This is a genomic window from Shewanella sp. SM55 (assembly GCF_025654025.1).
Taxonomy (GTDB): domain Bacteria; phylum Pseudomonadota; class Gammaproteobacteria; order Enterobacterales; family Shewanellaceae; genus Shewanella; species Shewanella oncorhynchi.
The window spans coordinates 39,474-52,420 of record NZ_JAKKRS010000009.1 but is presented as its reverse complement, the minus strand read 5'-3'; the positions used below and the strand labels follow the sequence as shown (position 1 = coordinate 52,420).

The window sequence follows — 12,947 nt, the reverse complement described above, 5'->3', positions numbered from 1 at the left end:
TCAACATGACTCAAGATGAAATGAAAAAAGCTGCCGGTTGGGCCGCACTTAAGTACGTTGAAAAAGACAGCATTGTTGGTGTTGGTACGGGTTCGACTGTGAATCACTTTATCGATGCACTGGCGACCATGAAAGCCGATATCGAAGGCGCAGTCTCTAGCTCTGAGGCATCAACTCAGAAAATGAAAGCGCTGGGTATTCCCGTTTATGACTTAAACAGCGTCGATCGTTTATCTGTCTATGTGGACGGTGCCGATGAAATCAACGACCGCATGGATATGATTAAAGGTGGCGGCGCGGCATTAACTCGCGAGAAAATTGTCGCGGCTGTGGCTGAGAAGTTTATCTGTATCGTGGATAACACTAAGCAAGTCAACATACTAGGCGAATTTCCACTACCCGTAGAAGTCATTCCGATGGCACGCTCTTATGTGGCGCGTCAACTCGTTAAACTTGGCGGCGATCCTGTGTACCGTGAAGGCGTTGTGACCGATAACGGCAACGTGATCCTCGATGTGTATAATCTTAAGATCCTTAATCCAAAAGAATTAGAAAGTCAGATCAATGAGATAGTCGGTGTAGTGACTAACGGTCTGTTTGCCAAACGCGGTGCGGATGTGTTACTCGTTGGCACCCCTGATGGCGTAAAAACCTTTACCGCCAAATAAGTTCTGCGTTTAAAGAATCCATCGCAGTCACAAGGCTGCTGATTGTAAAAATACGCTGTAAAAATGCCAGCCACTTTTTCAAAGGGCTGGCATTTTTTATGGTTCTTTTTATGGTTCTTTTTATAGCTCTTTTTTATAGTTCAATGTTATCTGACTCAGCTGCCCATCGCAGACAGCTTATATCAAACGCTGGCTTACCAAGCTCTGGCAACTAGACCTTTTAAGTAGAATCCTTCTGGGAAGGCGCTACCGATAGGGTGATCGCTCGCTTGGCTTAAGCGTTCAATAAACTGGATTTCACGTTTCGCATCGAGCGCGGCATCGGCCACGATTTTTTGGAACAGATCCGCAGGCATTAATCCTGAGCAAGAGAAGGTCAATAACACGCCGCCCGGATTCAACAACTGCAATGCAATCATATTGATGTCTTTATAACCACGGCAAGCCCCGTTTAACTGTGCCTTGTTATCGGCAAACTTAGGCGGGTCGAGCACAATCACATCAAAGGTTTTGCCTTCATCACGATATTGGCGCAACAACTTGAACACATCGGCTTCGTTGTAATGCACATTGTCATCACTCAAACCGTTCACTTGCATATTGAGGCGCGCTGTCGCCAAGGCTAGAGAAGACACATCGACGTTTTCAATACTGGCAGCGCCTGCTTTCGCAGCGTACAGACCAAAAGTCCCCGTGTAGCAAAAACAGTTCAATACCGATTTATCTTTGACAAAACGGGCGGCAATGGCGCGGTTATCACGCTGATCGAGATAGAAACCTGTCTTATGGCCTTTAATCACATCGACGGCGATCTTGATGCCGTTTTCTTCGATAATCACCGGCATTTCAGGCAGAGTGCCGTGCAGTAAACCGGTAACAGGCAGCAGGCCTTCTTTCTTACGGGAATCCACATCGGAACGCTCATAAATAGCGCAATCAGGATATTGCTCAGCCAATAGCTCGACTAAGGTATCGCGCCATAAATCAGCACCTGTGCTCAGTAACTGGCACACCAACACATTGGCATATCTGTCGATGGTGATCCCAGGTAAACCATCGGACTCAGCAGCCACTAAACGGTAACCCGTTAAGCCTTGCTCGCGGATTAAATCGTTACGGCCGATTTGCGCCCGCTGTAAACGTCTGGCAAAAAACGCGCGATCAATTTCCTCTTCGCGATCGAAAGTCCAAATCCGCACTTGAATTTGCGACTCAGGCGACCAAGCACCACGACCTAACCAATGACCATCATGCGCGACCACATCGACTGTCTCACCCGCTTCAGGTTTTCCCTTAATGTTATGAATAGCATTGGAAAATACCCAAGGATGGCGACGCTCAAGTGACTTCTCGCGGCCGGGTTTAAGTTTGATTCTGATAGCCATAGTTGCCTTTAAAAATAGTGCCGCCACTAAAAAGGGCTGCTGTCTAAAAAATGGGAAACGGATGATATACCCAATGTCACCTAAGTGCGAGTACCGAACGCGCCGCAGCGCTTATTTTCCATCATCCACGGGTGGCCGATCATACCTTATTTTAACGGTTAATTCTGAATGATATTCATGCGAAATGATGTAGGAATGGTTAATGACACAACGCTAACAAAACCGTAGCGAAAAGATGCCTGCACGATAAAGACAACTGACATGATTTGAAATAAGACGAATTAATAAGCAAACACGAGAACTTAGCTACGTAGCGCTAACTCAACAATGACGGGCGCATGGTCAGTACTGTAGGCGTCGCGTTCATATTCAGGTCTAACTAAGTGTCTATCGCAGGTCTGATAATCCACCACTTGCGCTAAACTGCGGCCATGGCTCGCATCAAACTCACTCGAAAGCAAAATATAATCCAGCACTGAACCTTTAGGGCCATAGTAATGGGTCGCCGCTCGGTGTTCCCTATGGTAAGCGGTATTACCAGTCAAACTGTCCCTCAAGTTCGCTTCAATAAATAACTCATAGGCATCCTTAAGTTGATACTGAGCAAACACCGCCGCTAATGCCGCATCGGATAAATGCCCAAGGCCAGCGGCTTTAATGTCATTACTGTGGATACTCTCGCCCTGTATCGTTAACGCATCTAAGGCGCCCATTGTCAGACTGTCATTAAAGTCTCCCATCACGATAACGGGATGTTTAGATTCTTGCCTGCGTACCAATATGCCATTGAATAATAATGCAGCTTCCGCGCCGCGCTGCATGGTAGATGCCCAGCGGCCTAAGGCTTGCTCTGTGAGTAATTGGGTTTCTGAATGCAGTTTCATGCTTGCTGCGGGCGCTAAATTATCTAAACCAAGTGGCTGATGTTCGAGAGGTTGATGTTCAAATAGCTTAGGTTCAAGTGCTAATCCGGCGCGTTTTGACTTAAAGTGCACCACATAATAGTCACACTTGCCGATATGTGGCACTTCAACGGTTGCGCGCAGCACCTTACGGCTAAAGGCAAATTCACTCGATAATCCCATGGCTGCCACTAAACGCGCATCAGGTTCGACACTGCTGATTTCCACTATGGGATAACGGGAGGCAAGCGCAACCACAGGGCTACGATAAATGTAATCACTGATAAGAGTTGGCGCATCAATGACAGCAAAATGCACTAGACCTTGCTCACTGGCGATTCGTTTGAGCGGTTCAGGGCTAAACACTTCTTGAAATCCCACAATATCGGGCTGACGATGTGCGAGAAACTCACTCAACCACTGACACTTTTTCTGCCATTGCCCATGGCTATAGATATTTTCAAAATCATAGTAAGCCAAAGGCGGCTCAATAAAGTTAAACAGATTGATACTGGCGATCTTGATATTCGCGGTGCACTTAAGATCGATAGGTGCAGTAATTGATTCCAACTCATCGATATTATGTGCCACAGCTTAATCCCCCCAAATCTGAATACAGCAAACTCTCTTAATCTGACTTAATCTGACTTAATCTGACTTAATCTGAGTGAGCACAATGACTCACCGCAGGCACGACAAGGGTATACCCGAAGTGCACTAATGCCAAATCCCCATTATGGATAAAGTGCTAACTCATCTCTGGCGACTCAAATACAGCTTACTGAGATAAGTCATACCGTTAAAAACCATAATTCAATATCACAGTTAAATCCGACAACAAAAATCAACCACCACCAGCCAAAAAACAAACAATCAAATAACAATGAATAGTGCGCAAAACCACCAGCACTCCCAACAAAATCACGCAAGCCCAAGAATGATCATAAAATTAACTTTTCCTCAAAGTGTAAATTCAAACAAAAACATATGTAATAACATGTGCGGTTGACTTTACATTTCAGTCCCTTAGAATGTGGCGACTTTAATCATTGCGGAGACCCACTGTGGGCACACACATAAGCGACAGTAGATGCCCTGTCCAAAAGACAGGATTTAACGCCTAGCACTAGCCCGCAATATTTGCTGCTACCTGCTAAGCAGGGTAGTAGTGTGAACCATTCTTCACTCAGCCTCCCCAAAAATATCAATCACAGACAATAAGCCTGAGCCTATGGCTGCGCTTTAGCAATTCCAGCATTTTGCTGGGATTCAGTTATGTGTATTTATTGCATCTCAAAGCAAGTTTTTTGCCTCAGTGGACTTCGTTTTCCCTATGGATTTACACCTATGGGTTTACATCTGAGGAGCCTAAATATGGCTTACATAAACAACACATCAATTTTGCGATCTTTATCCTGTGCAAGTATCAGCTTGTACTACAGCATGAGTGCGGCGGCATCCCATCTCGAAGTAGATGATCCGGCCCTCGCGGAGCGCTGTGAATTAGAAATGGGCTGGCAACAACCTAGGTCGGATCATGCTCGCCCACAATTAAACGCGGCCACGACTTGCAGCCGCAATCAATGGGAATGGCATTTAGGATTAGCGTCCAATGCCAATGACGATATTCGTGAGGAGCAAGCAGAGGTCGGCATTAAGCTACCACTCAACGTAAACTCCCACTCAGATCCAGAGCAGCAACAGGATGATTGGCACAGCGCACTGGTGATTAACTTGCAGAAAAACCTCGATGCCAGTAACGAATTAGCCACCGAAGTCTTCGGCATTTTTGGCAAAACCTTAGGCGATTCTGATGTCAGTCTCTATGCCAATGTAGGTTTTACCCATGAGTTTAATCAATCAACCCAATTGCTTGTGGGTATCGCGGCGGCGTATGAACTCAGTAGTCACCATCGCGTGATAGCTGAGATTTATCAAAAAGAATTGAGCGAGACTACCTATCAGTTCGCTTATCAACACACACCGCAACAACAGCTACAGCTGGAATTGAGCTTAGGCAATGCCCTTCGTGGCAACGCGCTGCAACTTGGCGCAGACATCACCTTTTACTTTGGTCACTAGATCGTTGAGAGAATGAACTATGAACATGAATAACAGCACAAACAACACTAAAAAAATCATCCATAACCTGCAAATGATTATCGAGCAACGCAGTGCCAGCGCCATGGCTGAATTAGCCGAAAAACGCCACCCTGCCGATATTGCAGCCGTATTTAACGTCTTTAATCAAGCTCAACAAGTCCTATTATTGCAACTGGCCTCACCTAAGGTTTGCGCCAATTTGTTTCGCTACCTGACCGATGAATTGCAAGCCAGCTTAGTACAGCAATTAGATAAAACCACGCTATCTGCGCTACTGGTTCACATGGCTGCAGATGAACGTGCCGACCTCTATAATCTACTTGATGAAACCCAGCAAGCGGCGATTTTACCTGCGCTAGCATTGGCCAAACGCGAAGATATGCGCACCCTCGCCGCCTATGATAAAGCTAAAGTTGGCGCGGTCATGACCTCGGATTACACATTACTGAATAGCCGCCATACTGCGGCAGAAGCCATCGATACTCTGCGTACTGAAGCTGCTGATAAAGAAACGATTTATCAAACCTATGTGGTGGATATGTTAGGCCGCTTAATAGGAACTGTATCTTTAAGGCAGTTATTGCTGGCGCAACCGCACGAGCGAGTGGTCGACTTTATGAAACCCGACCCCGTCGCGCTCGATGCCAATGCCTTTCGCGAAGAAGCGGTGCAGATGATCGCCCATTACGACTTAATGGCGCTGCCAGTAGTCAATGGCAAAGGCCAGCTCGTCGGTATCGTCACCTATGATGATGCTATGGATATCGCCAGCTCACAGGCGGATCTTGAGTTCACAAAAACTGCGGCCATCGGCAATATTGACCATAACCTTAAGACCGCCAGCATAGGCTTACTCTACCGCAAGCGCGTGGTTTGGCTGGTGATTTTGGTCTTTGGTAATATCTTCTCAGGGGCCGGTATCGCCTTCTTCGAAGACACGATTGCCAGTTATGTCTCTTTAGTCTTCTTCCTGCCGCTACTGATCGATAGCGGCGGTAATGCGGGATCACAATCGGCGACCTTAATGGTACGTGGCTTAGCCACAGGGGAAGTGGTTCTCAAGGATTGGTTATCTATGCTAGGGCGCGAGTTATTTGTCGCCGGATTATTAGGAGCCAGCATGGCAGCGGCAGTGTCCTTGCTAGGATTTTGGCGCGGCGGACCTGAAATCGCGCTGGTTGTGGCACTCACAATGCAAATTGTGGTGATTATTGGCAGCTTGATTGGTATGTCTCTGCCTTTCTTACTGAGCAAGTTAAAGATGGACCCTGCGGCCGCTAGTGCGCCACTCATCACCTCCATCGCCGATATCATAGGTGTACTCGTGTATTTCAGCATAGCCACAGTGGTGCTCGACTTACCTATGCCATAGGCCTAAGACCTAAGACCTCAAAGTGAACCAAGCTAAGTTAACCTTAGCGTGGTTCACTTATCATTCGATAGTACTAACCCATTTATGACAAAGCATAAAAGCTTCAATAACCTTAAAAAAATTAAGAATAAAGCTTAAAGATCAGTTAATATTTCCATACCTGAATCGTTTTACTTTTTATTAACATTGCAGTATTTACCGCTGAGCCCAGTCACAGTAAGTCGATAAGCAATAGTGATAGTCCTAGCGACTTGAGAGGTTTTATATGTGGTTTAATTCCCAGCTCAAAGCTGAAAACCAGGCGCTAAAAGAGCGACTCATCCAACTAGAACGCCAACACCAAAATGAAATAGATGAACTGCGTGGCATGATCCGTGAAAATGAGACTATGCAGCAACAGTCGCGCCAAAATGCAGACCACTACACTGAAGTGATCGCCTGCCAAAACCTAGGCGGAGATATGCTTAATGCCGTGCGCGAAGGCTTAGCCAGCAGTGCCGAATTACTCTCTGCGGAAAAAGAATCACTGTCTGAACTCAATCACGTTTTTGATCAAACCCGTGTGGCCATTGCCAATTTAGGCACTAGAGCAACTTATATTAATGATCAAGCATCGAACAGCATGAAAGCTGTCACAGAACTCGATGCTACGACCTCTTCAATCAATCAATTTGTCGCGGCTATTCAAGGAATTTCAGAACAAACAAACTTGCTGGCATTGAACGCCGCCATTGAAGCCGCCCGTGCAGGCGAAGCGGGACGGGGGTTTGCCGTGGTGGCCGATGAAGTGCGCCAGCTTGCAAGCAAAGCCCATGAAGCCAGTAGCCATATTGAAAAACTCGTGAAACAAATCGTCGCGCAAGCGGCTGAGATTAAAGAAATTGTTCATAATAATCAAAGTAGTGCCGTTGATGTAGCCACCTCCTCAACCCAAATTGGTCAAGTCGTTGAAGATGTCCTGCAACGCTCAAAACAAATGCAGCACGTTATCCATAACGCAGCCACAGCGTCATTCTTGAATACCACTAAGCTCGACCACGCAGTCTGGAAAAGTAGTGTTTATCAATTAATTGAAAAACCACAGCATAACCACAATGTGAACTCACACACTGAGTGCCGCCTAGGGCAATGGTATTTCAAAGGATTTGGTGCCGAGAATTATCAGCATTTAAGTAACTTCAAAGCATTAGATGCACCACATAAAGCGGTACACGAGGCAGGAAAAGCGGCGCTCAATGCGAGACAAAAAGGTAATTTGCCTGAGATGGTCAAACAACTGCACTCAATGGAAGACGCCAGTATGCGTGTTGTGCATTGCATTGATAACCTTATGCGTGATGTATATCGAGCGTGATATATAGGCACAGAAAGATAAGCTATCGCCCATAAATAAGCCTACCTAAGAGCGCCATACAAGCGCTCTTTTTTTATCGTTCAAAACGGTATAGTAAATTTAATCTTAGAAAATGAACCCCTAGCTATACTTGATTTAAACACAGCCTTCATCTTTAATCGTTTCAAGAGCAAGCAGTGAGACTCAATTATAACATTCTAATTTTTAGGGTTATTAATGAAATTAGTCACAAGTTTATTGTTATCACTCACCCTTAGCAGCGCAGTTTCTCTTCGCGCGCAGCCGCTCAACATCTATACCGAAGAATGGTCACCAATCAGCTTTTCTGTCGATGGCAAACCCGATGGTTTAGCTGTACAGGTAGTACAAGAAATTCAAAAGCGCATAAACAACCCAGATCCAATCAAGGTCGTACCTTGGGCTCGCGGCTGGAAAATGCTGACCGAGCAACCTAATACTGTGCTGTTTACTATGACGCGCACAGCAGAAAGGGAGCAAATGTTTACTATGATTGGGCCTGTTGCTATCGGCACGACTAATTTTTATGCCTTAAAAAATAGCGGTATAAAAATAACCACTATAGATGATGCAAAGACAGCTAAGGCAATTGGTGTCTATCGTGCCTCGGTGGAAGAACGCCTATTGCTCGAACTGGGATTTACGAATGTTGCGGCCTCATCCGAGCCCTTATTGAGTGCCAAACAATTGATGAAGCAACGTGTCGATCTTTGGTGTAATGCCAATCTCACCGCGCCGAGTATTCTGTCGGATGCGGGCGCGAGCATTGATGACGTAGAGTCGCTCTTCACGATTAGTGCTAATCATCTTTATATTGCCTTTTCACAAGGCACACCCAATGATGTGATCGAACAGTGGAAAAACAGCCTAGAAGCGATAAAAGCAGATGGCACCTTCGCAACGATTTACCATACTTGGCTCCCCAACGATACGCCGCCAATGCAGACCGAACGTATCGGGTTTAGCAACTAAACCCATTGCTCTAAATTCTACGTGCTAAGTGCTGAATGCTGAGAGTTAAACTCTATTGCTCTTTTAAAAGCGCTTAAAAAGGACACTCACAAACCCAGTCGATACGCTCACCCTTGATAGGATGGTTAAACGCTAAGCGGGTCGCATGCAGCATTAATCTGCTGCTCGTCGTATTAGTGATATCAGCTTCATCTGCATCAGCCTTATCAGTCACGCACTCACCCACGCCACCGTAGAGATCGCACCCCAGTATTGAGTGACCCAATTGCTGACTGTGGATCCGCAGTTGATGGGTTCGGCCAGAAACAGGGATAAATTCGACCCGCGTGGCGAAAGGTTCGGTTAATCGTTCCAGCACCTGATATTCACTGATCGCAACTTTGCCTGTGCTATGGCAGATCTTCTGCAGTGGGAAATGCTCAACATCTTTAGCGATCGGCAGATTAATCACCCCGCTGTCAGCGGCTAAATGCCCGTGCAGCAAGGCGGTATAACGCTTTTCAACCGTGCGCGCCTGAAACTGTTTTGTCAGCAAACCATTCACGCTTTTATTCAGCGCCACCAGCATGATACCGGAAGTGCCAAAATCGAGCCTGTGCAGCAAAGTGGCCGTCGGAAAATCCTGCACTAAACGATAATGCACTGAGTCGAGATTCAGCGGATTCTTCCCCGACAAACTCAATAATCCGCTCGGCTTATCAATCAGTAGAATATCGTTATCTTGATAAAGCACGCGTATTTGCCCGAGGCAAGGCGGCGCAATAAAAGTATCGACTTTGGCAAGGCTATCGGCTGGCGCAGGCATAGTTTTCTCAGGCAATCTAAGTAGAAGATAAAATGAACGAAGCGCTCAAAATGGACGAAATAATAAGGCCGCATAACCTAAGTTATGCGGCCCTCTAATTAACGGCATTAACCCTGTGGCTTATTTAGCCAATACGCGCAGATGCAGTTCTTGTACTGACGTCACGTTAGTACGGTCATCGGCGGCATGGGCCATACAAGTGGCGAATGCAGCATTCATGGTCGTCGTGTAGTTAACTTTGTAACGCAGTGCACCGCGGCGCAATTGACGAGAATCTTCAATCGCTTGGCGACCTTCGGTAGTGTTCACGATATAAGTGTATTCACCATTCTTGATGCGATCGAGAATGTGTGGACGCCCTTCGTGCACCTTGTTCACTAAACGTGGGTTGATACCCGCTTCGCCTAGGATAACCGCAGTACCATGAGTCGCATCGATTTGATAACCGAGCTCAATTAACTTAGCCGCTAAATCGGCAACGCGTTTCTTATCGCTGTTACGCACAGACAATAATGCACGGCCCGACTTAGGCACCTCAGAAGTCGCACCTAACTGCGCCTTAGCATAGGCTTCGGCGAACGTATCGCCCACGCCCATGACTTCACCGGTAGAGCGCATTTCAGGGCCTAACAGTGGGTCAACACCTGGGAACTTGTTAAAGGGCAACACCACTTCTTTCACTGAGTAGAAAGGTGGGATCACTTCTTTAGTGAAGTTTTGCGACGTTAAGCTTTGACCCGCCATCACACGCGCGGCGATCTTAGCTAAAGGCACACCGGTCGCTTTAGACACGAATGGCACAGTACGGGCAGCACGTGGGTTAACTTCAATCATATAGATTTCGTTATCTTTCACGGCGAACTGTACGTTCATCAGACCGACAACACCGAGTTCCATCGCCAACTTGCCGACTTGAACGCGCATGCGATCTTGGATTTCTTGGCTTAGCGTGTATGGCGGTAGAGAACAACCTGAGTCACCAGAGTGAACACCCGCTTGTTCGATATGCTCCATAATCGCGCCTATCACCACGATTTCGCCGTCACATACTGCATCAATATCCACTTCAATCGCATCATCTAAGAAGCGATCGAGCAATACTGGCGACGCGTTCGATACGCTCACGGCTTCGTTGAAGTAACGTAGCAAATCTTGCTTATCATAGACGATTTCCATCGCGCGGCCGCCCAGTACATAGGATGGACGCACAACTAGCGGATAACCGATACGCTCAGCGGCAATCACAGCACCTTCAACCGTAGTCACGGTATCATTTTCAGGCTGCTTCATCTCTAAGCGTTGAATAGCTTGCTGGAAACGCTCACGGTCTTCGGCGCGGTCGATGGCATCTGGGCTAGTACCAATTACAGGTACGCCAGCAGCTTCTAAGGCACGGGCCAATTTCAATGGCGTTTGACCACCGTACTGCACGATAACGCCCTTTGGCTTCTCGATACGGACGATTTCTAATACGTCTTCCAGTGTGACGGGTTCGAAGTACAGACGGTCTGAAGTGTCGTAGTCAGTTGAAACTGTTTCAGGGTTACAGTTCACCATGATGGTTTCATAGCCGTCTTCACGTAGCGCTAACGCCGCGTGCACACAGCAATAATCGAACTCAATACCTTGACCGATACGGTTTGGCCCACCACCTAACACCATGATTTTGTCACGGGTCGATGGGTTAGCTTCACATTCTTCTTCATACGTTGAGTACATGTAAGCCGTGTCTGTTGCAAACTCAGCCGCACAGGTATCCACACGCTTATAGACTGGGTGCAGGTCGAACTTATCACGCAGCTTACGCACCTCGGCTTCGTTCACGCCTAATACATCGGCCAGACGCGCATCGGCAAAACCTTTACGTTTCAGTTTGCGCAGTAAGTCGATATCCAGACCCGCCAGACCCGCTTCAGCAACAACACCTTCGAGCTGAACCAGCTCTTCGATTTGCACGAGGAACCAAGGGTCGATATTGGTCAGTTTAAAGATTTCATCTAAGCTCAGCCCCGCACGCATCGCATCAGCTATGTACCAAATACGGTCGCAACCAGGCTCTTTCAGCTCGTGGCGAATACGCGACATCGCCTCAGGTTTAGACATGTCTGTGACAGGATCGAGACCGTTACGGCTAACTTCTAAACCACGTAAGGCTTTTTGCAGTGACTCTTGGAAAGTACGGCCAATCGCCATCACTTCACCCACAGATTTCATCTGTGTGGTTAAGCGATCATTGGCGCCGGCAAACTTTTCAAAGTTAAAGCGTGGCACTTTAGTCACAACGTAATCGATAGCAGGCTCGAATGATGCTGGCGTGCGACCGCCAGTGATGTCGTTCATCAGCTCATCAAGGGTGAAACCAACCGCTAACTTAGCGGCGATTTTTGCAATCGGGAAACCTGTTGCCTTTGATGCTAATGCTGAAGAGCGCGATACCCGTGGGTTCATCTCGATGATAACCATACGGCCATCTTTCGGATTGATACCAAACTGTACGTTCGAACCGCCTGTCTCAACACCAATCTCACGCAGTACGGCCATAGAGGCGTTACGCATGATTTGGTATTCTTTATCAGTCAGGGTTTGCGCGGGTGCAACAGTAATAGAGTCGCCCGTGTGCACGCCCATAGGATCGAAATTTTCGATGGCGCAGACGATAATGCAGTTATCGTTGCGGTCACGGACCACTTCCATCTCGTATTCTTTCCAACCGATCAGTGATTCGTCGATCAGCAGTTCACTCGTTGGCGATAACTCTAAGCCCTGTGAACAGATCTCTTCGAACTCTTCCCTGTTGTAAGCGATACCGCCACCCGAGCCACCCATAGTAAAGGATGGGCGGATAATGCAAGGGAAACCCACTTGATCAAGTACGCCATAAGCTTCGTCCATATTGTGGGCAATGCCCGCGCGTGGACAATCAAGACCAATACTTTTCATCGCTTTATCAAAGCGGCTACGGTCTTCAGCTTTATCGATAGCATCGGCAGTCGCGCCAATCATCTCGACGTTAAATTCTTTCAGTACGCCTTTGGCTTCAAGTTCTAATGCGCAGTTCAGTGCGGTTTGGCCGCCCATGGTTGGCAGAATCGCATCTGGGCGTTCTTTAGCAATAATGTTACGGACCACTTCCCAGTGAATCGGCTCGATATAAGTGGCATCGGCCATTTCTGGATCAGTCATAATGGTGGCAGGGTTAGAGTTCACCAGAATGACACGGTAGCCTTCTTCACGCAGCGCTTTACACGCTTGTGCGCCAGAATAGTCAAATTCACATGCCTGACCAATCACGATTGGGCCGGCGCCTAGGATAAGAATACTCTTTATATCTGTACGTTTTGGCATTGCTTCTCTCTTCTCCTAGCTAG

General features: G+C 47.2%; 9 protein-coding genes. 5 read left to right on the top strand and 4 right to left on the bottom strand.

Annotated elements, in window-relative coordinates; all coding sequences use genetic code 11:
• Positions 1 to 5 precede the first annotated feature (5 nt).
• Positions 6 to 668 carry a ribose-5-phosphate isomerase RpiA gene (gene rpiA, locus L5L91_RS12725; RefSeq protein ID WP_263140033.1) on the top strand — a complete coding sequence of 221 codons (663 nt, stop codon included), beginning with the start codon at positions 6 to 8 and terminating at the stop codon, positions 666 to 668.
• A 194-nt stretch (positions 669 to 862) separates the two neighbouring features.
• On the opposite strand, the gene L5L91_RS12720 is transcribed toward rpiA, so the two are convergent.
• Together L5L91_RS12720 and L5L91_RS12715 are read right to left on the bottom strand one after the other, a co-directional pair.
• Complete coding sequence (locus L5L91_RS12720) at positions 863 to 2,053, bottom strand: class I SAM-dependent rRNA methyltransferase (protein WP_011788387.1); 1,191 nt, start codon at positions 2,051 to 2,053, stop codon at positions 863 to 865.
• A 302-nt stretch (positions 2,054 to 2,355) separates the two neighbouring features.
• Entirely contained in the window at positions 2,356 to 3,546 is a 1,191-nt protein-coding gene (locus L5L91_RS12715; RefSeq protein WP_263236756.1) for an endonuclease/exonuclease/phosphatase family protein, read from the bottom strand.
• A gap of 783 nt (positions 3,547 to 4,329) precedes the next feature.
• On the opposite strand from L5L91_RS12715, the gene L5L91_RS12710 reads away from it, so the two are divergent.
• From L5L91_RS12710 to L5L91_RS12695, 4 genes are all read left to right on the top strand, one after another.
• Positions 4,330 to 5,037 carry a hypothetical protein gene (locus L5L91_RS12710; protein ID WP_263221770.1) on the top strand — a complete coding sequence of 236 codons (708 nt, stop codon included), beginning with the start codon at positions 4,330 to 4,332 and terminating at the stop codon, positions 5,035 to 5,037.
• 19 nt (positions 5,038 to 5,056) lie between these two features.
• Positions 5,057 to 6,430 carry a magnesium transporter gene (mgtE, locus tag L5L91_RS12705; protein WP_105251666.1) on the top strand — a complete coding sequence of 458 codons (1,374 nt, stop codon included), beginning with the start codon at positions 5,057 to 5,059 and terminating at the stop codon, positions 6,428 to 6,430.
• Positions 6,431 to 6,695: 265 nt separating this feature from the next.
• Entirely contained in the window at positions 6,696 to 7,784 is a 1,089-nt protein-coding gene (locus tag L5L91_RS12700) for a methyl-accepting chemotaxis protein (RefSeq protein ID WP_028761511.1), read from the top strand.
• 216 nt (positions 7,785 to 8,000) lie between these two features.
• Positions 8,001 to 8,774, top strand: coding sequence for a substrate-binding periplasmic protein (locus L5L91_RS12695; RefSeq protein ID WP_263221765.1), 774 nt, complete (start codon positions 8,001 to 8,003; stop codon positions 8,772 to 8,774).
• 73 nt (positions 8,775 to 8,847) lie between these two features.
• Here L5L91_RS12695 and L5L91_RS12690 read toward each other — a convergent pair whose 3' ends face one another.
• Positions 8,848 to 9,579, bottom strand: a complete 732-nt coding sequence (locus L5L91_RS12690) for an RluA family pseudouridine synthase (RefSeq protein ID WP_263236755.1) — start codon at positions 9,577 to 9,579, stop codon at positions 8,848 to 8,850.
• A gap of 120 nt (positions 9,580 to 9,699) precedes the next feature.
• Positions 9,700 to 12,924, bottom strand: a complete 3,225-nt coding sequence (gene carB, locus L5L91_RS12685) for a carbamoyl-phosphate synthase large subunit (protein WP_105251663.1) — start codon at positions 12,922 to 12,924, stop codon at positions 9,700 to 9,702.
• Positions 12,925 to 12,947: the final 23 nt, after the last annotated feature.

Excerpts from the sequence above, each read along its gene's own strand:
- rpiA (WP_263140033.1), top strand. The coding sequence starts at position 6 with ATGACTCAAGATGAAATGAAAAAAGCTGCCGGTTGGGCCGCACTTAAG.
- mgtE (WP_105251666.1), top strand. The coding sequence starts at position 5,057 with ATGAACATGAATAACAGCACAAACAACACTAAAAAAATCATCCATAAC.
- L5L91_RS12710 (WP_263221770.1), top strand. The coding sequence starts at position 4,330 with ATGGCTTACATAAACAACACATCAATTTTGCGATCTTTATCCTGTGCA.
- L5L91_RS12720 (WP_011788387.1), bottom strand. The coding sequence starts at position 2,053 with ATGGCTATCAGAATCAAACTTAAACCCGGCCGCGAGAAGTCACTTGAG.
- L5L91_RS12695 (WP_263221765.1), top strand. The coding sequence starts at position 8,001 with ATGAAATTAGTCACAAGTTTATTGTTATCACTCACCCTTAGCAGCGCA.
- L5L91_RS12700 (WP_028761511.1), top strand. The coding sequence starts at position 6,696 with ATGTGGTTTAATTCCCAGCTCAAAGCTGAAAACCAGGCGCTAAAAGAG.
- L5L91_RS12690 (WP_263236755.1), bottom strand. The coding sequence starts at position 9,579 with ATGCCTGCGCCAGCCGATAGCCTTGCCAAAGTCGATACTTTTATTGCG.
- carB (WP_105251663.1), bottom strand. The coding sequence starts at position 12,924 with ATGCCAAAACGTACAGATATAAAGAGTATTCTTATCCTAGGCGCCGGC.